The 22,498-nt window shown below is 72.4% G+C and carries 20 protein-coding genes; 4 read left to right on the top strand and 16 right to left on the bottom strand.

The features are described 5' to 3' along the window. Nucleotides 1–150: 150 nt before the first annotated feature. A complete protein-coding gene (gene dnaG / locus G407_RS0109395; protein ID WP_029030610.1) occupies nt 151–2,091 on the bottom strand; it encodes a DNA primase in 1,941 nt (646 codons plus the stop codon). A 161-nt stretch (nt 2,092–2,252) separates the two neighbouring features. Between dnaG and G407_RS0109390 the strand changes: the two genes are divergently transcribed. Then, nucleotides 2,253–3,434 carry an MFS transporter gene (locus tag G407_RS0109390; RefSeq protein WP_029030609.1) on the top strand — a complete coding sequence of 394 codons (1,182 nt, stop codon included), beginning with the start codon at nt 2,253–2,255 and terminating at the stop codon, nt 3,432–3,434. Between the two features lie 22 nt (nt 3,435–3,456). On the opposite strand, the gene G407_RS0109385 is transcribed toward G407_RS0109390, so the two are convergent. The 4 genes from G407_RS0109385 to G407_RS0109370 all read right to left on the bottom strand — a co-directional run bounded on the left by G407_RS0109385 (nt 3,457) and on the right by G407_RS0109370 (nt 7,121). Beyond that, complete coding sequence (locus G407_RS0109385) at nt 3,457–4,758, bottom strand: MFS transporter (RefSeq protein ID WP_029030608.1); 1,302 nt, start codon at nt 4,756–4,758, stop codon at nt 3,457–3,459. A gap of 211 nt (nt 4,759–4,969) precedes the next feature. After that, nucleotides 4,970–6,394 (bottom strand): outer membrane beta-barrel protein, encoded by a 1,425-nt coding sequence (locus tag G407_RS0109380; protein WP_029030607.1) that lies wholly within the window; start codon nt 6,392–6,394, stop codon nt 4,970–4,972. Between the two features lie 99 nt (nt 6,395–6,493). Next, complete coding sequence (locus tag G407_RS0109375) at nt 6,494–6,772, bottom strand: DUF6522 family protein (protein ID WP_245259064.1); 279 nt, start codon at nt 6,770–6,772, stop codon at nt 6,494–6,496. Between the two features lie 22 nt (nt 6,773–6,794). Further along, nucleotides 6,795–7,121, bottom strand: coding sequence for a hypothetical protein (locus G407_RS0109370; RefSeq protein WP_029030605.1), 327 nt, complete (start codon nt 7,119–7,121; stop codon nt 6,795–6,797). 58 nt (nt 7,122–7,179) lie between these two features. Between G407_RS0109370 and arfB the strand changes: the two genes are divergently transcribed. Then, entirely contained in the window at nt 7,180–7,599 is a 420-nt protein-coding gene (gene arfB / locus G407_RS0109365; RefSeq protein WP_029030604.1) for an alternative ribosome rescue aminoacyl-tRNA hydrolase ArfB, read from the top strand. 113 nt (nt 7,600–7,712) lie between these two features. Continuing rightward, entirely contained in the window at nt 7,713–8,915 is a 1,203-nt protein-coding gene (gene pcaF / locus G407_RS0109360) for a 3-oxoadipyl-CoA thiolase (RefSeq protein WP_029030603.1), read from the top strand. Nucleotides 8,916–8,925: 10 nt separating this feature from the next. On the opposite strand, the gene G407_RS0109355 is transcribed toward pcaF, so the two are convergent. The 8 genes from G407_RS0109355 to G407_RS0109320 all read right to left on the bottom strand — a co-directional run bounded on the left by G407_RS0109355 (nt 8,926) and on the right by G407_RS0109320 (nt 17,820). Continuing rightward, nucleotides 8,926–11,583, bottom strand: coding sequence for a hypothetical protein (locus G407_RS0109355; RefSeq protein ID WP_029030602.1), 2,658 nt, complete (start codon nt 11,581–11,583; stop codon nt 8,926–8,928). Between the two features lie 97 nt (nt 11,584–11,680). After that, nucleotides 11,681–12,229, bottom strand: a complete 549-nt coding sequence (gene ssb, locus G407_RS0109350) for a single-stranded DNA-binding protein (protein ID WP_029030601.1) — start codon at nt 12,227–12,229, stop codon at nt 11,681–11,683. Between the two features lie 164 nt (nt 12,230–12,393). After that, the gene (locus G407_RS0109345) at nt 12,394–12,939 is read right to left on the bottom strand and encodes an adenine phosphoribosyltransferase (protein WP_029030600.1); all 546 of its coding nucleotides are present in this window, start codon (nt 12,937–12,939) and stop codon (nt 12,394–12,396) included. 29 nt (nt 12,940–12,968) lie between these two features. Next, complete coding sequence (locus G407_RS0109340; RefSeq protein WP_029030599.1) at nt 12,969–13,844, bottom strand: S-methyl-5'-thioadenosine phosphorylase; 876 nt, start codon at nt 13,842–13,844, stop codon at nt 12,969–12,971. Between the two features lie 182 nt (nt 13,845–14,026). Further along, nucleotides 14,027–14,899, bottom strand: a complete 873-nt coding sequence (locus G407_RS0109335; protein ID WP_029030598.1) for a cytochrome c1 — start codon at nt 14,897–14,899, stop codon at nt 14,027–14,029. A 41-nt stretch (nt 14,900–14,940) separates the two neighbouring features. Then, the gene (locus G407_RS0109330) at nt 14,941–16,224 is read right to left on the bottom strand and encodes a cytochrome b (protein ID WP_029030597.1); all 1,284 of its coding nucleotides are present in this window, start codon (nt 16,222–16,224) and stop codon (nt 14,941–14,943) included. A 98-nt stretch (nt 16,225–16,322) separates the two neighbouring features. Beyond that, nucleotides 16,323–16,862, bottom strand: coding sequence for a ubiquinol-cytochrome c reductase iron-sulfur subunit (petA, locus tag G407_RS0109325; RefSeq protein WP_029030596.1), 540 nt, complete (start codon nt 16,860–16,862; stop codon nt 16,323–16,325). A 346-nt stretch (nt 16,863–17,208) separates the two neighbouring features. Then, nucleotides 17,209–17,820, bottom strand: coding sequence for a 2-hydroxychromene-2-carboxylate isomerase (locus G407_RS0109320; protein ID WP_029030595.1), 612 nt, complete (start codon nt 17,818–17,820; stop codon nt 17,209–17,211). Nucleotides 17,821–18,042: 222 nt separating this feature from the next. Here G407_RS0109320 and G407_RS0109315 point away from each other — a divergent pair, with 222 nt between their 5' ends. After that, on the top strand, nt 18,043–19,275 hold the full coding sequence (locus G407_RS0109315; RefSeq protein ID WP_029030594.1) for an argininosuccinate synthase: 1,233 nt from the start codon (nt 18,043–18,045) through the stop codon (nt 19,273–19,275). 45 nt (nt 19,276–19,320) lie between these two features. Here the strand turns inward: G407_RS0109315 and G407_RS0109310 are convergent, their stop codons facing one another. The 3 genes from G407_RS0109310 to argH form a co-directional block, all read right to left on the bottom strand. Continuing rightward, complete coding sequence (locus G407_RS0109310) at nt 19,321–20,184, bottom strand: hypothetical protein (RefSeq protein ID WP_029030593.1); 864 nt, start codon at nt 20,182–20,184, stop codon at nt 19,321–19,323. 164 nt (nt 20,185–20,348) lie between these two features. Next, the gene (locus G407_RS0109305; protein WP_043539378.1) at nt 20,349–20,990 is read right to left on the bottom strand and encodes a phosphoribosyltransferase; all 642 of its coding nucleotides are present in this window, start codon (nt 20,988–20,990) and stop codon (nt 20,349–20,351) included. Between the two features lie 90 nt (nt 20,991–21,080). Further along, nucleotides 21,081–22,481 carry an argininosuccinate lyase gene (gene argH, locus G407_RS0109300; RefSeq protein ID WP_029030591.1) on the bottom strand — a complete coding sequence of 467 codons (1,401 nt, stop codon included), beginning with the start codon at nt 22,479–22,481 and terminating at the stop codon, nt 21,081–21,083. Nucleotides 22,482–22,498 lie beyond the last annotated feature (17 nt).

Raw genomic sequence — 22,498 nt, 5'->3', positions numbered from 1 at the left:
CCCCTGGGCATCGGTCATCGAACACGCATCGCCTTTTCGAACCGTTAACCATGGAAACCGCACGCCCCCGCGCGACTTCCCGCGTCGTCTTCGTCTCGTCTCGCCCGTCTCGGCCCGCCGCGCCGGAGGGTCTCGTTTTTCGCCGCGCGCTCACGCGTCGTCGCGCTGGGCCTCTGCGCCCTCGAGCGAGGACAGCTGCGTCCGCACCTCGCGCAGCCACGCGAGATTCGCCTCGCTGTCGTCGTCCGCGAGGGCCCGCTCGGCCGCCCGAAGCTCGGTATGTAGCGTGTGCGCACGGCGATGCAAGATGATGGCCTGCCGCACGGCGTCTTCCACGCGCAAGGGGTCGGCGAGCGGGTCGCTGATCCAGCGCAGTCCCGGCACGATGCGCTCGTACACGCTTTCGAGCGTCCGCGAAAGCCCCGCTCGCGCGAGCCGTGCGGCGATCACCTCCGGCGTCGGCGCATCGTGGCGCGCGGCGCAGTCCACCAGGCCCCGCTGGAGCGCCGTCGCCTCCGGGCTGGCGAAGTCGAGCTCCGCGAGGATGTCGGCCTGTTGCTCGAGCAGCGCGGGGTGCGTGGCGAAGGCGGCGAGGATCGCCGCCTCGCGCGGGTGCGGCGCCTCCGCCTCCCCCTCCCCCGGGGTGAAGAGCCGGGTGCGCAGGAGGTGCGGGCTCGGACGAAAGCCGCTCGGCAGGCGCGCGCCCGCACGCTCCTCGAAGCGCCCGCCGCGCGAGCCCCCTCCCCGGCCCGCGCCGCCCCCGTATCCCCTGCCCTGCCCCGCGCCGCGCCCGCCGTCGTATCCGCTCCGCCCGCGCCGCACCGCGCCGAAGGCGGCGGAGAGCCGCGTCTCGACGTCCTCGCGGAAATAGCGCTGGAGCGTCTCGTCCTTGATCGTGCGCACCGCCGCGAACAGCCGGCGCTCCAGCGCCGCGCGGTGCTCGGGCGTGTCGGTGGGGCCGGCCTCGAGCTCGCGGGCCCAGAGCACCTCGACGAGGGGCAAGGCCGCCGACAGCACCCGCTCGATCGCCGCCGCGCCCCCCGCGCGGGCGAGGTCGTCCGGATCCTGCCCCTCGGGGAGGATCGCGAAGCGCAGCGACTTGCCCACGGGCAGCGCCGGAAGCGCCACGTCGAGCGCGCGGAAGGCGGCGCGGCGGCCGGCCTTGTCGCCGTCGAAGCACAGGATCGGCTCGTCGGCCATGCGCCAGAGCAGGGCGAGCTGATCCTCGGTGAGCGCCGTGCCCAGCGGCGCCACCGTGTGCGGGAAGCCGGTGGCGCTCATGGCGATGACGTCGACGTACCCCTCGACCGCCACCACCGTGCCGCGATCGTGCGCGGCCTTGCGCGCCGTATGGGCGTTGTAGAGCATCGCCCCCTTGTGGAAGAGCGGCGTCTCCGGCGAGTTCAGGTACTTCGCCGGCACGTCGGCCTGCAGCGCCCGCCCGCCGAAGGCGACGACGCGCCCGCGCAGGTCGGCGATCGGGAACATCACCCGGTCGCGGAAGCGGTCGTAGGGCACGTTGACGTCCTCGCCGGTGACGAGGAGCCCCGCCTCCGCCATCAGCTCGGCGGGCACGTCCTTGCCGGCGAGGTGGTCGCGCAGGGCGAAGCGGTCCGTGGGCGCGTAGCCGATCCGGAAGCGCGCCTGCAGCGCCTCCGAGATGCCGCGCCGCGCGAGGTAGTCCCGCGCCTTGCCGCCGCGCCGGCCCTTCAGCTCGGCCTCGAAGAAGGCGGCGGCCATCTCGACGATCTCGACGAGGCCGGCGCGCTTCGTCTCGCGCTCGCGATCGGCAGGGTCGGGCGTGGGCAGCGCGACGCCCGCCTGCTGTGCGAGCCGCTCCACCGCCTCGGGGAACGAGACGCCCTCGGTCTCCATCAGGAAGCGAAAGATGTCGCCGTGCTTGCCCGACGAGAAGCAATGGTAGAAGCCCTTCTGGTCGTTGACGTAGAAGGACGGCGTCTTCTCGGCATTGAACGGCGACAGCGCCTTCCACTCCCGCCCCGCCTTCTTCAACTGCACGCGCCGCCCCACGACTTCCGAAACGGGAAGCCGGGCACGGATCTCGTCGAGCAGGTCGGGCGGGTAGCGCATGCGGGGAGCATACAGCAGAAAGCGGGGGCGGAGTCATCCGGCGCGGCCTCGAGGCGCCGTGCGGGTGCTGTCACCTTCCGCCCACCCACCGCCCGCCCCGTCGTCGCAGCCCGGAACGGGCCCTCCGCCGCCCGTGTTGCCGCACGAACGGAGGTCCCGTCATCACCCGCTTCTGGAGCCTGTCCGCGGCCGGGTTCGCCGCGACCGCCATCGCCTTCGGGCCGGCCCGCATGGGGTTCGGCCTGTTCGTGCCCGCGTTCAGGGACGCGTTCGCGCTGTCGACCTCGGCGGTCGGCGTCGTCTCGAGCCTCGGCTTCCTCGGCTACTTCGTCGGCCTTCTGGTCGCCCAGCCGCTTCTCGCCCGCCGAGGCCCGCGGGCGCCGGTCCTGTGCGGGCTGGCCGCAGCCACGCTCGGCATGGGCATCGTCGCGCTCGCGCCCGGCACCGCCGTCCTGGCGGCCGGCGTGTTCCTCGCCACCTCGAGCGCCGGCCTCGCCTGGACGCCGTTCAACAACGCCGTCCACCGGATGGTGCGCGACGCGAGGCGGCCGACGGCGCTGTCGGCCATCAGCAGCGGCACCGGCGTCGGCATCGCGCTCGCGGGCCTCGCCGCGCTCGCGACGGCGCTGTGGGGGCTGTCCTGGCGCGTCTGCTGGGCGCTGTTCGCCGGGGCGAGCGCCCTCGTCCTCCTCGCCAACCTGGCGGCCCTGCGCCGCGTGGAGAAGCAGCCCGGCGGCGGCCCGCCCGAGGGCTGGCGCGCGGTCGCGCGCACGGCGGCGATCCCGCTCTTCGTCATCGGCTTCGCCTTCGGGACCACCTCGGCGATCTTCATCGCCTTCGCCGCCGACCACATGGTCTCCGCGGGCGGCGTGGCGGGCGTCCCCACGGACGCCACGCCGGCCCTCGTCTACATCTGCTACGGGCTCGCCGGCCTCGCCGGCCTCGCGACCGGGCGTGCCGAGGCGACGATCGGCCTACCGCGGCTGCTGCGCCTCCTCATGCTCGCCGGCGCGCTGTCGGTCGCGCTCGTCGCGATCGCGCCGGGCAGTTGGGCGGGGCTGACCCTCGCGGCCGGCCTCCAGGGCGTGCACGTGATGATGACGAGCGCCGTCCTGGCCTTCTGGTCGGAACGCCTGTTCCCCGCCCTGCCGTCCCTCGCCTTCACCGCGGCGCTCCTCGCCACGGCGACGGGGAACGTGCTGGGACCGGCCGCGGCGGGCATCGTGTCCGACGCCTGGGGAGCCGGGGCGATGTTCCTCGGCGCGGCTGTGCTGCCGGCGCTCACGGCGCTGTTCCTGCGCGACCGCCACGTGCGGGACCATCCCGCCGGACCAGCGACGTGAACAGCGCCCCGGTGGAGCGGCGTCAGGACCGGCCGTCCGGCTCCGCCGCGTCCGCCTCCGCCGCCTCCTGCGCGGCCTGCGCCGGCTCCCCCTGCTGCTCCACCGACCAGGCCCCCGCCGCCTCCACGGCCACGGGCGAGGTCGTCGGCAGGACGCCGAGATAGCTCGCGGTCTCCTCGACCGGCACGATCGCGCGCTGCGTCATGCGATAGAGCGCGTGGAGCGCGAGCAGGGAGAAGGTCGCCCCGAGCACCAGCCAGAACGCGAACGGGCCGAGCCCTTGCATCGCCCAGCCGGTGGCGAGCGGGCCGACGATGGCGCCCATCCCGAAGGTGAAGACGAGCCCGCCGGAGGCGGCGGGCATCTCGTCGGCGGAGAGGAAGTCGTTGGCGTAGGCGAGCAGCAGCGCGTAGAGCGGCGTCGTCACCCCGCCCGCCAGGAAGGCGGCGCCCATCAGGAGCCACGGCTCGCCGCCGCTGACGAAGCCCAGCGCGCAGGAGCCGGCGCCGAGCGCGGCCGCGGCGAGGATCAGCTTGCGCCGGTCCATCTGGTCCGAGAGCCAGCCGATCGGGTATTGCAGCACCAGCGCGCCGGCGAACAGCATGGCAACGAACAGCGCGATCTGCGAGGCGCCGAGCCCGATCTGCGTACCGAACACCGCCCCCATGCCCGACTGCGTCGCGTAGACCGTGCCCAGGAGGAAGATGCCCACCGTGCCGAGCGGCGAGCCGACGAAGAGCCTGCGCAGCGGCATCGGCTTCGCGACCTCGACCACGGGCGCGGGGGCGACGGAGAGCAGGATCGGCGCGAACGAGATCGACACCAGGATCGAGGCGCCGATGAACAGCACGGAGGTCCCCGCGTCGCCGAGCGTCAGCAGCCCCTGCGCCCCGATGATGCCGAGCGTCTGCGCGATCATGTAGGCGGAGAGCAGCTTCCCGCGGGTCTCGTTCGTCGCGGCGTTGTTGAGCCAGCTCTCCGCGGCGACGTAGATGCCCGACATGCAGAAGCCGATGAGGATGCGCAGCAGCGTCCAGGCCCAGGGCTCGGCGAGCAGCGGGAACGAGATCAACGCCGCCGACATGAAGCTGCCCAGTGCCGCGAACACGCGCACGTGCCCCACCCGGCGGATCAGCACCGGCGTGTAGCGCGCACCCGACAGGAAGCCCGCGAAGTAGCCCGAGGTGACGATGGCGAGCTCGGCCGCGGAGAAGTCCTCGATCCCGCCGCGCAGGCCGATGAGCGTGAAGTGCATGCCGTTGCCCAGCATGATCAGCACGATGCCGAGCAGCAGGGCCCAGACGCCCGAGAAGACCTGAAGCATGACGCGTCCCTTCCTGCGCCGGGAGGCGCTGCCGGCACGGCGGCGCGGTCACGGCGGCGGGATCGTGGCGGCGGGGTCGTGGCGGCGGGGTCGTGGCGGCGGGGTCGTGGCGGCGGGGTCGTGGCGGCGGGGTTCGGGGGGACGGGATCTCGGCGTTCGACGGGCTCCGCCGCGACAGAGCTTCGCCCGGCGCGTGCCGGATAGGCAACCCTCAGCGGGCGATCCGCAGCCCGATCAGCGCCACGTCGGCGACGTAGTCCGCGCCCGCGGCGGTCGAGTCGAGCCGCTCGTGCGTATAGCGGCCGGTGAGCGCGAGCGCGCGGTTCAGCCGCCATTCGGCGCCGGCGCTGGCGGTGACGAGCTCCTCGGAGAGGGTGCTGCCCGGGTAGTCCGTCTGCGCCACGCTCAGCGCCGCGTCGAGGACGACGTTGCGGCGCACCGCGTGGGACACCGCGAGGCTGGCGCGGCGGGCCTCGGCGGCGCGGGCGCCGGCGACGTTGGTCTCGGCGAGCCGGCTCTCGCCGGCGAGCGTCACCGTGGTGAGCGGCGTCGGCGTCCAGACGAGACGCGCCTCGGCGACGGTGCCGTCGACCTCGCGCCGCGCGGCGTCCTCGTAGGAGCGCACCTGCCAGCCGGCGGAAACCTCGCCCGCCAGGAGCCGCGTGATCTCCACCGACGCGCCGACCCGGCCGGTGCGCCCGATCGAATCGCGGTCCGTCCCCGCCTCGTCGTAGCGGCGCCGGTCGATCTCGGCCTCGACGAAGGGCACGAGGCGCGGCGAGATCTCGTACCCCACCCGCAGGGCGGCGCTCGCCTCGGTGACGTCGTCGCCGGAGCGGTCGAGCCGCGTTCCGTCGAGCCGCGTCGCGTCCTCGTTCACCGTGCGCGAGACGCCGCCGCGCAGGCCGAGCGCGAGGCGGTTGAGGCGCGTGTCGAAGGCCGCGCTCGCGGCGAGCGTCGAGGTCTGCGGTCCGTCCGCGAGGTCCCCCGGGAGCTCCGGCGAGCCCACCCGCTCCGTCGCGGTGGCGGCGCTCGCGCCCAGCGTCAGGGCGCTGTCGCGGCCGATGTCGAGGCGAAGGCCCACGTCCGCCGCCCCGGAGAAGCGCGGCTCCGGGTCGCCGCCGCGATAGGCGTCGTAGGTGCCGCGGGCGGAGCCGGTCAGCGCGTGGCGCGACCAGTCGCTCTCGAGCGTCACCACGCCCTCGGTGCGCGAGAGCGCGCGGCCCTTCGCGCCGGTCTCGGCGCGCTCGGGGTTCGTGTCCCAGCCCAGCGACTGCGTCAGGGCGGGGCGCAGCGTCAGCGCGCCGGCGCGGATGCCGAGGGGCGCGTAGGGGTCGTCCTCCGCCGCTGCGCGCGGCACCGCGCGCGGTGCCGGCGGGCTCGGCGCGAGGCGGGTGACGGGCACGCGGACCTCGGCGCGCACCGGCGCGAAGACGAGGGGATCGCGCGCGGCCGGCCGCAGGCCGAGCGCCTCGGTGGGCTCGCGATCGCCGGGCTGCCTCGCCACGACCGCGGCGGCGTCCTGCGCCCGCACGCCGCCCGTCGCCACGATCCCGCCCACGGCGACGAGGCCGGCGGCGAGCGCCGAGGCGAGGCGCTGGCGGGTGGCGCGGCGTCTGGTGGCGCGGGTCGGCACGGGTGCTGGGGCTCCGGAACGGCCGCGACGGGACGCGGCATGCTTTCCGGAAGATGAACGAGAGTGGTTAAGAGCCGGTCAACGGTTGCGCGAGCAGCGCTATCCCGGCCGGCGCATCGCGGGGGGCAGCGGCGCATCGCCGAACGAGACCCGCGAGCGCGAGATCACCCGCCCGACGTCGTCGACGACGATCCGGAAGCGGGCGCTCGCGTGGAAGAAGGTCAGGCGCCAGCGGCCCGCGTCCTCGTTCTCGCCGCGCTCGACGAGGCTCGTGATCGCACCCTCGCGCAGGAGCGCGACGACCCGCTCGGGCGCGAGCCCGAGCCCGGAGCCGATCAGCGCCGCATCGACATCGAAGCCGTCTGCGTCGCGGCGCACGAAGGCCTCGCCCATCGCCGCCTCAGCGCGGCTCGTCGCGGTCGACGACGCGGTACTCGACGTCGATGATCTCGCGCTCGCCCGGCCGGCGCGGGCGGAAGGGATCCTGCGCCGTCCCCGGGCGCGGCGCGACGTTCCCCCGGCCTCCGAGCGCCTTGCCGCGCCCGATCCAGGCGGCGATGCCGCCGGCGACGAGCAGGACCGGCACCGCCACGAGCGCGATGCCGAAGGCGAGCGTCAGCACGAGGAGCCCGACGAGGAAGGCCGCGACCAACCCGAGCCCGATCGCCCAGCGCGGGACCGTGACCAGGCGCGGTTGACGGCCGTCGTACTTGATGAAACGGATCATGCGCTCACATCTCCCTCTCGTCTCGCTCCTATATCGGAACGCCCGCCGCGAGTTTCAAATGATCGAGGTCACGCCCACGATCGCCCTCGACGAGGACGAGATCGAGCTGGTGCCGATCCGCGCCTCGGGTCCCGGCGGGCAGAACGTCAACAAGGTCTCGAGCGCCGTCCAGCTGCGCTTCGACGCGGCCGGCTCCCCCTCCCTGCCCGATCCGGTGAAGGCGCGCCTGCCGGCGATCGCCGGCTCGCGGATGACGAAGGACGGCGTCGTCGTCATCACCGCCCAGGTCTACCGCGACCAGGAGCGCAACCGCGCCGACGCGATCGCGCGCCTCGTCGAGATGATCCGCCGCGCCGCCTACCGCCCGCCGCCGCGCCGCCCCACGCGACCGACGCTGGCCTCGAAGCGCCGACGGCTCGACACCAAGACGAAGCACGCGCGCACCAAGAGCCTGCGCGGCAAGCCCCCGGCGGATTGAGCGCGCGCAGCGCGCGGGGACGCATCCCGCCTGCCCGCCCCCTCGCTTGACCGCGCGCCCCGCCGGCGCGACACACGGGTCCACGGCGAGCCGGGAGGGCGGGAGGAAGAGCCATGCGCGACGTCTACATCTGCGACTACGTGCGCACCCCGATCGGCCGCTACGGCGGCGCGCTCGCGCGGGTGCGTGCCGACGACCTCGCCGCGGTGCCGATCCGCGCGCTCGTGGCGCGCACGCCCGCCCTGGCGGAGGCGCTCGACGAGGTCTACCTCGGCTGCGCCAACCAGGCGGGCGAGGACAACCGCAACGTCGCGCGCATGGCGCTCCTCCTCGCCGGCCTGCCGGAGACGGTGCCGGGCCTGACGCTCAACCGGCTGTGCGCGTCGGGCATGGACGCGGTGGGCGCCGCCGCCCGCGCCATCCGCGCCGGCGAGATCGACTGCGCCATCGCCGGCGGCGTCGAGTCGATGACCCGCGCGCCGCTGGTGATGGGCAAGGCCGAGAGCGCCTTCCAGCGCTCCGCCGAGATCCACGACACGACGATCGGCTGGCGCTTCGTCAACCCGCAGATGAAGGCGCGATACGGCATCGACTCGATGCCGGAGACCGGCGAGAACGTCGCGGCCGAGTGCGGCGTCTCCCGCGCCGACCAGGACGCCTTCGCCCTGCGCTCGCAGCAGCGCTACGGGGCCGCCGCGCAGGCGGGCTTCCATGCCGGCGAGATCGTCCCCGTCGAGATCCCCGGCCGCAAGGGCGCCGTCGAGGTGGTGGACCGCGACGAGCATCCCCGCCCCGACACGACGGCGGACGCGCTCGCCAAGCTGAAGGCACCCTTCCGCGAGAACGGGACGGTGACGGCGGGCAACGCGTCGGGCGTCAACGACGGCGCCGCCGCGCTCGTGCTCGCCACGAGCGAGCGTGCCGCGGCGCTCGGCCTCGTGCCCATCGCCAAGGTGCTCGGCATGGCGTCGGCCGGCGTCGCGCCGCGGGTGATGGGCGTCGGCCCCGTGCCCGCCACGCGCAAGCTGTGCGAGCGGCTCGGTCTCGCGGTCTCCGGCTTCGACGTGCTCGAGCTCAATGAGGCCTTCGCCGCGCAGGTGCTCGCGGCGCTGCGCGACCTCGGCGTCGCCGACGACGCCGCGCACGTCAACCCGCACGGCGGCGCCATCGCGCTGGGCCACCCGCTCGGCATGTCCGGCGCCCGCCTCGTCGGCACCGCCGCCCGGGCGCTCCACGCCCGCGACGGCAGGCTGGCGCTGGCGACCATGTGCGTGGGCGTCGGCGAGGGGGTCGCGATGGCGCTGGAGCGGGCGTGACGCAGCCGCGTCAGTCCACGAGCGCCTCGTATTCCAGACGCAGGCCGACGTCGTCCTCGTCGCATGGATCGCCGACGCTGCACGCGAACCAGGTCCGGTCGACCGGCAGCGGCGCGCCCGGGCGCGTCGTCAGGTCGACGGAGGTGGGGATTCCGGCGACAGGCGCACCCTCCGGCCGGACGTAGGCGGCGATGGGCACGGGTTCGACGCACGGGTTCTCCGGAGGACCGAGTGCCTCGAGCAGCCGCAGCGAGCATTGCCCGCCGCTCGTGTTGGTGATGCTCAGGACGCGCGTCCCACGCCCCGTCACGATGGACGCGGCATCCGGCGCGCCTTCGAACGGCCGCCCCCCATAGGGCACGTCGGGGACCACATACGCGGGTGGCGACGGGCTCGGGTGCAGCATGACCCGCACGGTCTGCGGCTCGCTCCAGGCGAAGACCCGCACCTCCGCCAGCCCCGTGGCGCCGAGCCCCGCCGCGGCCGGGCGGGCGACGACGTGCGGCCCCCAGGCGGAGAGGACCGCGCGGCCCCGGGCCTTCGCCCGCACGACGATGCGTGCCGATGTCGCGCCTCGGGCAATCGTCAGGGAACCGGACGCCGGGTCGACGATCTCGACGACGTCCGGCGCGTCGCTCGCGAGCGTCACGGCGAGCGGGCGCTGTGCCGGGCATCCGAGACCGATGTCGATTGCGAGCAGACGTCCGCCGGCATCGGGGATCTCCACCGTCGCGAGCCGCTTGTCGTCGATGGCCAACGCGTGGACGGCACGGAGCACGTTCGAGGGTGTCGGGACTTCGCTGGTGCGCCCGCACAGGGTCGGTCGCGCGACCACGCGGTCCCCCGGGAGGAGCGAGGCCGCAGGGAGCGCGATCACATCGTCGGTCGACCCGTGCAGGACTCCCTGCGCCAGCAGGCGGTGAGCAGAGGCCATCGCGCCACCCGGCGTCTCCCGCTCGGTGCGGACGACGTCCACCTGCGCACCGACGGGGCCGTTGAGGACGTGGACGCCCGCCCGGCAGGCGTCGAGGACATAGGCGTCGCCGTGGCGCAGGTCGCGCATCCCCGCTCCGCGGATGTCGAGGACGAGTTGCCCGAGGTCGGGCGCCGGCGCCACCGTGACGGCCGTGCTCGCGCCGCTCTCGACGCCGCCGGCGGACTGGCGTGCGACCAGCGACCAGCCGGCCTCGAGCGCATAGTGGAGCGGGATGCGGTCGGCCGCCGCGCGCCCGATCTCGAGGTTTGTCTCACCCGCTGCGCTCAGGATGGGGCCGCTGCCGAGCACCGTCGCCGAGGCACGGTCGAGCCGCCCGCGCACGACGACCGACCCCATGCAGGCATGGACCGGCTCCACGATCTGCGGCGCGGGCAACGAGGTCGGCGCCGGGCCGACCGGCACCTCGGCGACGCTCTCCTGCGCACAGGCCGCCGGCCCGTTCTCTCCCGGCACGATCCGCGCGATCACGCGGATCGTCTGGCCGGGGGCGAACGCCTCGGCCGCGGCGAAGGAGAGCCGCAATGGCGCGAGCGATTGTGCGGCGACCGGGATGTCCGCGTAGGCGCGCACCACGGCGCCCGTCGCGTCGACGACCTCGACCGAGAGGATCGCGCCCTCGATTGCATCCCGCAGCGACAGCGTCGTGTCGCCCGCCGAAACCGGCTCGATGACGACCGGGGGGAGCCCGGCCGGCACGACGTCGATGCGGGCCTGCCCGCACGAAGCGAGGCTCGCGCCCGGCATCTCCTGGCCGGCCCGGAGCGCGTCGCCCGGCAGGGGGAGACCGCCGAGGCGCGACCCCGCGGTCGGGGCGGTGGCGCATCGCGGGCCGAACAGCACGGCGTCGCCTTCGCGCTCGATCCCGTAGCGCGCGCCGGGGACGAGCCCCTCCAGCGCGACCACCGGGCGGCACGCCGCCACCGGCGCAGGAAAGGCGGGGGGCTCGAGCCGGCGCTCGCAGCCGGCCAGCGTATCGACGCGCGTCAGCGGCGGCAGCCGCGCCTGCGTCGTGAAGGGCTGCCCACCGAGCCGTGCCTCCAGCCGCAGGGCGTGCGTGCTGCGCGGCCAGAACGGGTCGGGGATGGCGAGTGCCGCGGGGCGGAACGGATCGAACTCGGCGATGGCGAGGAGCGGATCCGATGCTGTCGGATCGACCAGCGCGATCTCCGCCCCCGGGAGGAGCCCGGACGCGAGCGCTCCGACACAGCCGGCGCCCATGTAGAAGACCGTGTTCGCTTCGTAGACGGGCGCCGCCATCATCCGCGTCGGGCGCGGCCGGACCTCCACCCGCTCCGAGCAGACGATCGGCACCCCGCTGCGCGAGGCGCAGGCCGCGATGTCGCGGCCTGCACGTAATGCATCGACGGGATCGTCCCACGGGGCTGCCAGCCGCACGGGCCCGGCCGCGTTCGGGACGACGTCGAGCCGGGTCGGCTCGCCGTCCGCATCGTAGGCGACGAGTGTCACCTCGCTCCCGCGCTGGATGCTCTCGACGTAGACGGCGCCGGCACCCTCGTGCACCGGCTCGACGATCGACGGGCGCAGCAAGCCCGCCTGCTGCGCGGACGCCGTGCCGGCCGCGCAGGCCAGCGTCGGCGCGAGCGCCGCCAGCTTCAGAAGGCGGCGCGCGCGTCCCGAGACACGCTCACGGCGGAAGTCCCCGATCGGCATGGCGTCACCACATTCGCAGACGCCCCCGATCGGGAGACTAGCGCATGCGGCGCCGAGAGGGTTGACATGGATCAATCCCCGGCGGGCACACCCGCCCTCAGAACGGGATGTCGTCGTCCAGGTCGTCGTAGCGCGAGCCGCCGCCGCCTGCGCCACCGCCGCCCGAGCCGCCGCCGCCGGGGCTCGCCGGGCGGCGCTCCATCGGCGACGAGCGGCCGAAGTCGCCACCGCCACCACCGCCGCCACCGTAGTCGTCACCGCCCTCGTAGTCGCCGCCGCCGCCACCACCGCCGCCGCCGCGACCGCCCAGCAGCGTCAGCTCGCCGCGGTAGCGCTGCAGCACGATCTCGGTCGTGTACTTCTCCACGCCCTCGCGGTCGGTCCACTTGCGGGTCTGCAGCTGGCCCTCGATGTAGACCGTCGAACCCTTCTTCAGGTACTGCTCCGCGATCTTGCCGAGCGGCTCGTTGAAGATCACGACCGAGTGCCACTCGGTCTTCTCCCGCCGCTCGCCCGTCGTCTTGTCGCGCCAGCTCTCCGACGTCGCCAGCCGCAGGTTGACGACCGGATCGCCGTTGGCGGTGCGTCGCACCTCGGGGTCCTTCCCCAGGTTGCCCACCAGGATCACCTTGTTCACGCCGGCCATGATCGCCTCCGCTGTCCTTCGCTCGTCGCCTTTGTGCGGCCCGAAAGGCCGCTCGGCAAGCCCCGGGAGGCCGTGTCCACCGCCCTTTCGCCGCCGGTGCCGCGCCGGTTATGTTCTATTTTCGTTCCGATCACAAGAGGCACGCTCCGGCGCGTCTAGAGCCCTCAATGCCCCTCGAACGCCACCAGCGACCGAACCTCCACCCCCATCGCCCGCAGCCGCTCGGCGCCGCCGAGATCGGGCAGGTCGACGACGAAGCAGCAGGCGACGACCTCGGCGCCGATCCGGCGCAGCAGCTCGACGGCGGCGGTGGCGGTGCCGCCGGTGGCGATCAGGTCGTCGACGAGCACCACCCGCTCGCCGGCGACGAGGGCGTCGGCGTGGATCTCGATCTCGTCGGATCCGTATTCCAGGGCGTAGGCGATGCTGACCACCTGGTGGGGCAGCTTGCCCTTCTTGCGGATCGGCACGAAGCCCGCCGAGAGCTGGTGCGCCATCGCCCCGCCCACGATGAAGCCGCGCGCCTCGATGCCGGCGATCTTGTCGACCTTGGTGCCGGCGTAGGGATTGACCAGCTCGTCGATCGTGCGGCGGAAGGCGCGGGTGTCGCCGAGCAGCGTGGTGATGTCCCGGAACATGATTCCGGGCTTGGGGTAATCGGGGATCGTGCGGATCGCCGACTTGATCTCGGAGACGACAGGGATGTCCATCGGGCGCGTGTCCATGAAGGCGGAATCGGTCAGCGGTTCAGCACGCGGCCGGCGACGGCGTCGAGCTTGGCCATGAGCCCGGGATCGCGCATCTCGGGCGCCGTCATGATGGCGACCTCGAGCGCCGTGTCCGAGCCGACGGGGCACGGCTCGTGCTCGGCGGGGAAGTCGCGCGCCACGCGGGCCACCAGGCGCGCCGCGTTCGCCGCGTTCGCCCGCACCACCGCGATCACGGAAGCGACGTCGACCGCGGCGTGGGCGGGGTGCCAGCAATCGTAGTCCGTCACCATGGCGATCGTGGCGTAGGTGATCTCCGCCTCGCGGGCGAGCTTGGCCTCGGGCATGTTGGTCATGCCGATGACGTCGTAGCCCATCGCCTTGTAGCCGACGCTCTCGGCCAGGCTGGAGAACTGCGGCCCCTCCATGCAGACGTAGGTGCCGCCCTTGCGCACGTCGAGGCCCTCAGCGCGGCCGGCGTCGTGCAGGCGCTGCTGGAGGGCCGGGCCGACTGGATGGGCCATCGAGACGTGGGCGACGCAGCCCTTCCCGAAGAACGAGCTCTCGCGCTTGTGGGTGCGGTCGACGAACTGGTCGACGAGCACGAAGCAGCCCGGCGGCAGCTCGTCCTTGAACGAGCCGCAGGCGGAGAGCGAGACGATGTCGGTGACGCCGGCGCGCTTCATCACGTCGATGTTCGCGCGGTAGTTTATGTCCGACGGCGACATCCGGTGCCCGCGCCCGTGGCGCGGCAGGAACACGACGGTGGTCGTCCCGATCCGCCCGATGCGCAGGACGTCGGACGGCTCGCCCCAGGGCGACTCGATCCGCTCCTCGCGGACGTCCTCCATCCCGGGCAGGTCGTAGACGCCCGAGCCACCGATCACGCCCAATACCGCGCGCGCCATCTCGTCGGCCTCCCCGGTTGTTGCAGCGCGATGCTAGCCGGAAGCGCGGCGCGAGCAACCCCCGAAATGCCGGTTCCGTCGCGCAAGAGAGATGTCGCGCGCGAGATCCGTGGCGCAAGAAAAAGGGGGCGCCCGCGCGGGACGCCCCCTTCGTATCGTCCGCGATGCGGCGGGAGGCGGCGTCAGCCCGCGGCGTGACCCTCGGTCTCGCCCCCGACCCGCGCCCAGATGCGCTTCTTGGTGAAGTACAAGAGCCCCGCGAAGACGAGCAGGAACACCAGCACCTGGAAGCCCATGGCCTTGCGCGCCTCGAGGTGCGGCTCGGCGGTCCACATCAGGAACGCCGTCACGTCCTTGGCGTACTGCTCCACGGTCTCCGGGACGATCGGGCGCTCCTGGGCGTCGCGCGGGTACTCGACGGCTCCGTCGAAGAGCACGTTGGGCATCGCCACGATGTGGCCGGGGTAATACAAGTTCCAGTTTCCGAGCGCCGGGTCGAAGTCCTCCGGCGGCTCGACGTAGCCCTGCAGGAAGGCGGACAGGTAGTCGACGCCGTTCTCGTTGTACTGCGTGAAGACGTCGGTGATCCACCAGGGGAATCCGCGCTCGTAGGTGCGGGCCTTGGCCATCACCGAGAGGTCCGGCGGGGCCTTGCCGCCGTTCGCCGCGGCCGCCTGCTGATAGTTCGCGAACGGCGAGGGCCAGAAGTCGGCCGGCGTGGCCGCACGCTGGACGGGATCACCGAACTCGTCGTAGCCGCCGTCGACGAGGAACTCCGCGGCGAAGGCCTCGACCTGCGCCTCGGTATACTCGGGGCCGCCCTCCTCCGCGAGATTGCGGAAGGAGACCTTCTCGAGGCCGTGGCAGGAGGCGCAGACCGTCTTGAACACCAGGAACCCGCGCTGCAGCTGCGCGCGGTCGAAGGTGCCGAAGGGACCGGCGAAGCTCCAGTCGTTCCGCGGCGGGACGACGCCGCCGGGAGCCGCGTTCGCCGCACCGCCGGAGAACGCCAGGGACGCCGCGAAGAAGCCGGCGATGAAGAGGGTCTTGTTCATGGTTCTCGAACCCTTGTCCTGATCTCGCATCGGGCCTCGCCTCAGCCCTTGGACTGAGGCTCGGCGGCGGCGCCGACGGGCATGCCCGACCCGCTCGCCTGCTTCTTGCCCAGCACCGCCTCCGTGATGGAGTTCGGCAGCGGCAGCGGCTTCTCGAGCAGGCCGAGCAGCGGCATCGCGATCAGGAAGTAGGCGAAGTAGAGCACGGTGAAGATCTGCGCGAGGATCACGTAGATGCCCTCGGCGGGACGCGAGCCGAGCCAGCCGAGCACCAGGCAGGTGACGACGAAGGCCCAGAACAGCACCCGGAAGATCGGCCGGTACGAGCCCGAGCGCACCTTCGAGGTGTCGAGCCAGGGCAGGAAGGCCAGCACCGCGATCGACGCGAACATCAGGATGACGCCGAAGAGCGCATCGGGGACGGCGCGCAGGATCGCGTAGAAGGGCAGGAAGTACCACTCGGGCACGATGTGCGCCGGCGTCACCGCGGGGTTCGCCGGGACGTAGTTGTCGGCGTGGCCGAGATAGTTCGGCAGGTAGAACACGAACCAGGCGAAGACGGCGAGGAAGCAGACGATCGAGAACGTGTCCTTGACCGTCATGTAGGGGTGGAACGGCACCGCGTCCTTGCCGGACTTGATCGGCACGCCGGTCGGGTTGTTGTTCCCCGGCACGTGCAGCGCCCAGACGTGCAGCATGGCCACGCCGAGGATCATGAAGGGCAGGAGGTAGTGCAGCGAGAAGAAGCGGTTGAGCGTCGGGTTGCCCACCGAGTAGCCGCCCCAGAGGAACGACACGATGGTGTCGCCCACGAGCGGGATCACCGAGAACAGGTTGGTGATCACGGTGGCGCCCCAGAAGGACATCTGGCCCCAGGGCAGCACGTAGCCCATGAAGGCGGTGGCCATCATCAGGAGCAGGATGATCACGCCCAGGATCCACAAGACCTCGCGCGGCGCCTTGTAGGAGCCGTAGAAGAGGCCGCGGAAGATGTGGATGTAGACCGCGATGAAGAAGAACGACGCGCCGTTCGCGTGCATGTAGCGCAGCAGCCAGCCGTACTCGACGTTGCGCATGATGTGCTCGACCGAGGTGAAGGCGTAGTCGGCATGCGCCGTGTAGTGCATCGCCAGCACGATGCCGGTGACGAGCTGGATGATCAGCATCACCATCAGGATCGCGCCGAAGGTCCAGAAGTACGTCAGGTTCCGCGGCACCGGGAAGGCGACGAAGGAGGAATGCACGAGGCCGATGATCGGCAGCCGGCTCTCCAGCCACTTCGCGGCGGCGCTCTTGGGAACGTAGGTGGTGGGATGTGAGCTCATGAGTCTGGCCTGCTTGGTCTCGCCTGATCGGCTCTCGTTCGGATTTCCGTCGGCGGCGGGCGCGCTATGCGTCGCCGCCGCGAGGCGCGCTCTCGCCCTCAGGCCGTCTCGCCGATGACGATCCGGCCGTCGTCGACGAATCGATAGGGCGGGACCGGCAGGTTGATCGGCGCCGGCCCCGAGCGGATGCGGCCCGACGTGTCGAAGACCGAGCCGTGGCAGGGGCAGAACCAGCCGCCGTACTGACCCTGGAAGTCGAGCGGGACGCAGCCGAGATGGGTGCAGTTGCCGAAGATGATGAGCCAGTTCTCCCGGCCCTCCATCACGCGCGCCTGATCCGGCTCCGGATCCTTGAGGTCGTCGAGCGGGGTCGCGCGCGCGGCCTCGATCTCCGCCGGAGTGCGGTTGCGCACGAAGATCAGCGCGCCGCGCCAGAACAGCTTGACGATCTGGCCTTCGGCGATCGGGGTCAGGTCGACCTCGACGGGCGCGCCGGCCGCGACGGTCTGCGCGTCCGGAGCGAGCTGCGCGATGAACGGCCAGGCGGCGGCGGCGACGCCGACCGCGCCCATGGCGCCCGTCGCCAGGAACAGGAAGTCGCGCCGGGTTGGCTCTTGCGCTGCGGTGGTCTGGGCCACGTCACTCTCCCGAGCAGGGTTCAAGAAGACGGTCTACGCGCGTCCGCGCCCGCGAGGGACGCGACGAACGGATGGAACCGCGCGGATCGTGCCGGGGGAAGTGCAACAGCACCCGCGCGCGCGCAATGCGACCGGGCGTCGCCCGCGCGGCGATGCCTTTGGCACGGCGACGCTCGTCTGTCCATAGCTGGAACGGTTCCAGGCCGCCCGACGCCGATTTCCACGGGCTCCGGGAGGTCCATCCGTGACGCCAAGCCGCAGCCGAGCCTGCGTCCTCCCCCGGATTCGCGCCGCGGGTGCGCTGGTCGGACGCGCGGGCGGGGTGCGCCGAGTCGGGCGCGCCGCGTCAGTCCTCCTCGCCCGCCGCCCAGGCGAGCGCGCGCTCCAGCCGGTCGTCGCCCCAGAACATCTCGCCGTCCTCGGCGAAGAAGGTGGGCGCGCCGAAGACGCCCTTCGTGCGCGCCTCCTCGGTGACGGCCCGCAGGCGCTGCTTGTTGGGATCGGCGCTCGCCGCCTTCATCGTCCCGTCCGGGTCGAGGCCCACGCTGCCGGCGAGGGCCGCCACCGCGGACGGCTCCTCGATCGAGCGCCCCTCGCCGAACTCCGCGTGGAAGACCGCGCGCACGAAGGCGCCGCACCACGGCTTGTCGGCGCCCCAGAGCGCGACCCGCGTCGCGGCGAGCCCGTTCTGCGGGAACGGCTCGGGCTTGCGGAACGGCAGGCCGCGGCGCTCCGCCTCGCGGGCCACGTCGCGCCACATGTAGCGCCCCTTGGCGGGGTAGAGGTTGAAGGGCGAGGTATTCCAGCCCTGGGACTGGAAGATCGGCCCGAGCAGGAACGGCCGAAAGCGCACGTCCACCCCCGCCGCCTCCGCGAGCGGCTCGATGCGCATCGCGGAGAGGTAGGCGTAGGTCGAGGCGAAGTCGAACCAGAACTCCAGGACGGGGCGACGGGTCATGCGGGCCTCATCTCGCGCGCGGGGTGTGTAAGGTCGAGAATGCGCGATCCACGGCGGGGGCGGGAGCTGTTGCGTGCGCCGTCCACCGCATTATAAACGCGCGCGGCCCACCGACGGCACGATGGCGGCGAAAAAAAGTCCGGCCCTCGCCCGCCGCCGGGTCCGTCGCTCGCGTCCCCACGTCGTTCCCTCTGCACCAGCCGCCGCCAGAAAGCCGAACCCATGACCGACAAGCGCGTCAACAAGGTCGTCCTCGCCTATTCCGGGGGGCTCGACACCTCGATCATCCTCAAGTGGCTGCAGACGACCTACGGCTGCGAGGTGGTGACGTTCACCGCCGATCTCGGCCAGGGCGAGGAGCTCGAGCCGGCGCGCAAGAAGGCGGAGCTGCTCGGCATAAAGCCGGAGAACATCTACATCGAGGACCTGCGCGAGGAGTTCGTGCGCGACTACGTGTTCCCGATGTTCCGGGCCAACGCTCTCTACGAGGGCGTGTACCTGCTCGGCACCTCGATCGCCCGCCCGCTCATCGCCAAGCGCCAGATCGAGATCGCGGAGGCGACCGGCGCCGACGCCGTCTGCCACGGCGCCACCGGCAAGGGCAACGACCAGGTCCGCTTCGAGCTGGGCTACTACGCCCTGAAGCCCGACGTCACCGTGATCGCCCCCTGGCGCGAGTGGGACCTGCGCTCGCGCGAGCAGCTCATCGCCTTCGCGGAGCAGCACCAGATCCCGATCGCCAAGGACAAGCGCGGCGAGGCGCCGTTCTCGGTCGACGCGAACCTGCTGCACACCTCCTCCGAGGGCAAGGTTCTGGAGGACCCCGCGCAGGAGGTGCCGGACTACGTCTTCTCGCGCACCCTGTCGCCGGAGGAGGCGCCCGACAGCCCGACCGTGATCACGGTCGGCTTCGAGCGCGGCGACGCGGTCTCCATCGACGGCGAGGCGCTGTCCCCGGCGTCGATCCTGGCGAGGCTCAACGATCTCGGCCGCGACAACGGCATCGGCCGGCTCGACCTCGTCGAGAACCGCTTCGTTGGGATGAAGAGCCGCGGCATGTACGAGACGCCCGGCGGCACGATCCTGCTCACCGCACACCGCGCGATGGAGTCGATCACCCTCGACCGCGGCGCGGCCCACCTGAAGGACGAGCTCGCGCCGAAATACGCCGAGCTGATCTACAACGGCTTCTGGTTCTCCCCCGAGCGCGAGATGCTGCAGGCGCTGATCGACAAGAGCCAGGAGACCGTGACGGGCACGGTCCGGCTCAAGCTCTACAAGGGCGGCGTCCACGTGATCGGCCGCGAGAGCCCGTTCTCGCTCTACGACCAGGACCTCGTCACCTTCGAGGAGGGCGCGGTCGCCTACGACCACCGCGACGCGGCGGGCTTCATCAAGCTCAATGCGCTGCGGCTGCGCACGCTGGCGCAGCGGCGCAAGAAGACGGGGATGTGAGGCCGGGGGGGCCGTCGGATCGGCCCCCGCCGCGGCCCGGTGCGGTCAGGGCTGGAACACGAGCTCGTGCGGCTCGTACCTGAGCCTGATCGTGTCGGCCGTCGCCTCGACGACGTTCTCGAACCCGGTCACGTCGTTGAGCGGCATCACGAGCACCCGGTCGTCCTTCTCGCGATCGATGTAGTCCGGCACACGCCGGAGGGGCTCCGCCACGGTGAAATAGTCGGGGTCCCTCACCGCCTTCTCGATCCGGCGCCACAGCTTGGGAAAGATCGGGGCGAGCGTGCTCGCGTCCCCGGTCCAGCGCGCGCCGGACATCGTGGCGTCGTGCTTGAAGAGATAGGTCTCGCGCGCATGGCCGGCGGCTGCGGCCTTCGCGGCCTTCGATACCTCGACGAGCGCGTCGCGCAGGTCGAGATACAGCGTGTCGTAGAACATCGGATACGCTTGGCCGTCGGCCAGCATCTCGAAGTTGACCGACTCCGTCAGGCCACCCGTGTCCCGTCGGCCGCCGACGCCACGACGCCCGGTGACGTCGAGCCAGACCGAGGAGCCGTCGGGCTCGCTCGCGTCCCCCGCGAAGACGAAGGCGATCGGCCGGCCGTTGGGATCGAGCCGGTTCGCCAGGATGTGCCCGGGTGCCGAGCGGCGGTCCGGCCCCGAGCCGATCAGAGCGAGGTTGGCCTCGAGCGCATCGTTCGCGAAGGGCTGGACGGCGGCCTTCTCGAGCGTGTCGATCGCTTCGTAGCGCAGCTGGATGCTGCCGTTCTCGCGATTGACCTTGGGCCCCCGCCCCTGGCGGGTGAGCCGGAACAGCGGGCCCGGGTCGTCCGGAACGAAGCGAACCGATTCGCCGTCCGGATCACCGAAGCTCGGCAGAAAAGACCCCTTGATGAGGGTGAACGGCATCTCGCAGCCTCCCGGTTCGGGTCGAGGCCGCGACAATCAACCATATGTCAGCGCAACATGCAATCGTTCGGCAGTCGGGCTGCGACATCTCCGCGATGTCGAGCCGCGGGAGGCTCGATGCGTTTCCGTCGGCCTCGTCCCTTCGCCACGCCCCGACGCCGGCCTCAGCCCCGCGCCCCCTCCAGCGCCGCAACGACCTCCTCGTCGGTCGTCTGGTCGAAGTCCTCGTAGTACAGTCCCACCGCGTGGAACGGGTAGGGCGTCGTCAGCGCCACGACCTCGTCGGCCTCCTCCCGCAGCGCCTCGACGGTCTCGATCGGCGCGACGGGCACCGCGAGGATGCGGCGGGCGGCGCCCGCTTTCTTCAGGGCGCGCAGCGCCGCCGTCGCCGTCGAGCCGGTGGCGACCCCGTCGTCGACGACGATGACGGTGCGCCCGGCGACGTCGAGCGGCCGGCGGTCACCGAGGTAGGCGCGCCGCCGCCGCTCGATCTCGGCGAGCTCGCGGCTCTTGGTCTCCTCGAGATAGGTCGCGTCGGCGCCCGCCATGCGGGCGGTCGCCGCGTCGACGACGACCTGCGGGTCGGCCCCGTCGACGACGGCGCCTATGCCGTATTCCGGATGGCCGGGCGCGCCGATCTTGCGCACCATCACGAGGTCGAGCGGCGCGCCGAGCGCCCGCGCGACCTCGGCCGCCACCGGCACGCCTCCGCGCGGGAGCGCGAGCACGATCGTCGCCTCACCCCGATGCGCCGCGAGCGCCTCGGCGAGGCGCCGGCCGGCCTCGGTGCGATCCTTGAACATCATCGGCGGTGCCTCCCGTCCGCGAGCGATCCCGTATCGGAAAGCCGCGAGAGGGCCGTCGGGTTTCCTCCGCGGGGAGCCGCGCCTGCGCCGTCACCCCCGCGCGCCCGTCTCCTTCGCGAGCTGCGCGAGCCAGCGCTTGGCCTGGCGCTTGACGTTGGCCGGCGCGGTGCCGCCGTAGCTGGTGCGGCTCTTCACCGACTTCTCGACGCCCAGCACCTCGAAGATCTCCTGCCCCAACCGCGGCTCGGCTTCCTGCATCTCGGCCAGCGTGAGCTTCTCGAGCCCGACGCCGCGCCTCGCGGCCGTGCCGACGAGCCGGCCGGTGACGTGATGCGCGTCGCGGAAGGGGAGGTTCAGCACACGCACGAGCCAATCGGCGAGGTCGGTCGCGGTGGAGAAGCCCGCACCCGCCCACTTCTTCATCGCCTTCGTGTCCGGCTCCAGGTCGCGGACCATGCCGCTCATCGCCGCGATGCACAGCGAGAGCGTCTGGAGCGCGTCGAACACGCCCTCCTTGTCCTCCTGCATGTCCTTCGAATAGGTCAGCGGCAGGCCCTTCATCACCACGAGGAGCCCCTGCAGCGCACCGAGCACGCGCCCGGTCTTGCCGCGCACGAGCTCGGCGGCGTCGGGGTTGCGCTTCTGCGGCATGATCGAGGAGCCGGTGGTGAAGGCGTCCGACAGCTTGATGAAGGCGAATTGCGGCGTCATCCACAAGGTGATCTCCTCGGCGAGCCGGGAGAGATGAACCGCGCAGATCGCCGCCGCCGAGAGGGTCTCGAGCGCGAAGTCGCGGTCCGAGACCGAATCGAGCGAGTTCGCCGTGGGCCTGTCGAAGCCCAGCGCCGCCGCCGTCATGGCGCGATCGATGGGGAAGGACGTGCCGGCGAGCGCGGCGGCACCGAGAGGGCACTCGTTCAGCCGCTTGCGCGCGTCCTTCAGCCGCCCGCGGTCGCGCGCGAGCATCTCGACATAGGCGAGGCAATGGTGCCCGAAGGTGACCGGCTGGGCCGATTGCAGGTGCGTGAACCCCGGCATCACGGCGCCCGCGAAGGTCTGCGCCTTCTCGGCCAACGCCTGCTGCAGGCCGGCGAGCTGGAGGTCGAGCGCGTCGACCGTGTCGCGCACCCACAGCCGCATGTCGGTCGCGACCTGGTCGTTGCGCGACCGCGCCGTGTGGAGCCGCCCGGCCGCGGGGCCGACGATCTCGCGCAGCCGCGACTCCACGTTCATGTGGATGTCCTCGAGCGCCCGCGAGAACGTGAACGTCCCCGCCTCGATCTCACGGAGAATCGACTTGAGCCCGTCGGAGATCGCGCCCACATCCTCGCTGGACAGGATCCCGGTCTCGCCCAGCATCGCCGCATGCGCGAGCGAGCCCCGGATGTCCTGGGCCGCGAGCCGCTTGTCGAAGTCGATGGAGGCGTTGATCTCCTCCATGATCTCCGCCGGGCCGGTCTCGAACCGGCCGCCCCACATCCGATTGCTCACGCGTGACCTCTGAAGCT

The organism is Salinarimonas rosea DSM 21201 (assembly GCF_000429045.1).
GTDB classification, from domain to species: domain Bacteria; phylum Pseudomonadota; class Alphaproteobacteria; order Rhizobiales; family Beijerinckiaceae; genus Salinarimonas; species Salinarimonas rosea.
Note: the sequence above shows the minus strand (reverse complement) of the source record. Positions and strands in the feature narration are given on the sequence as shown.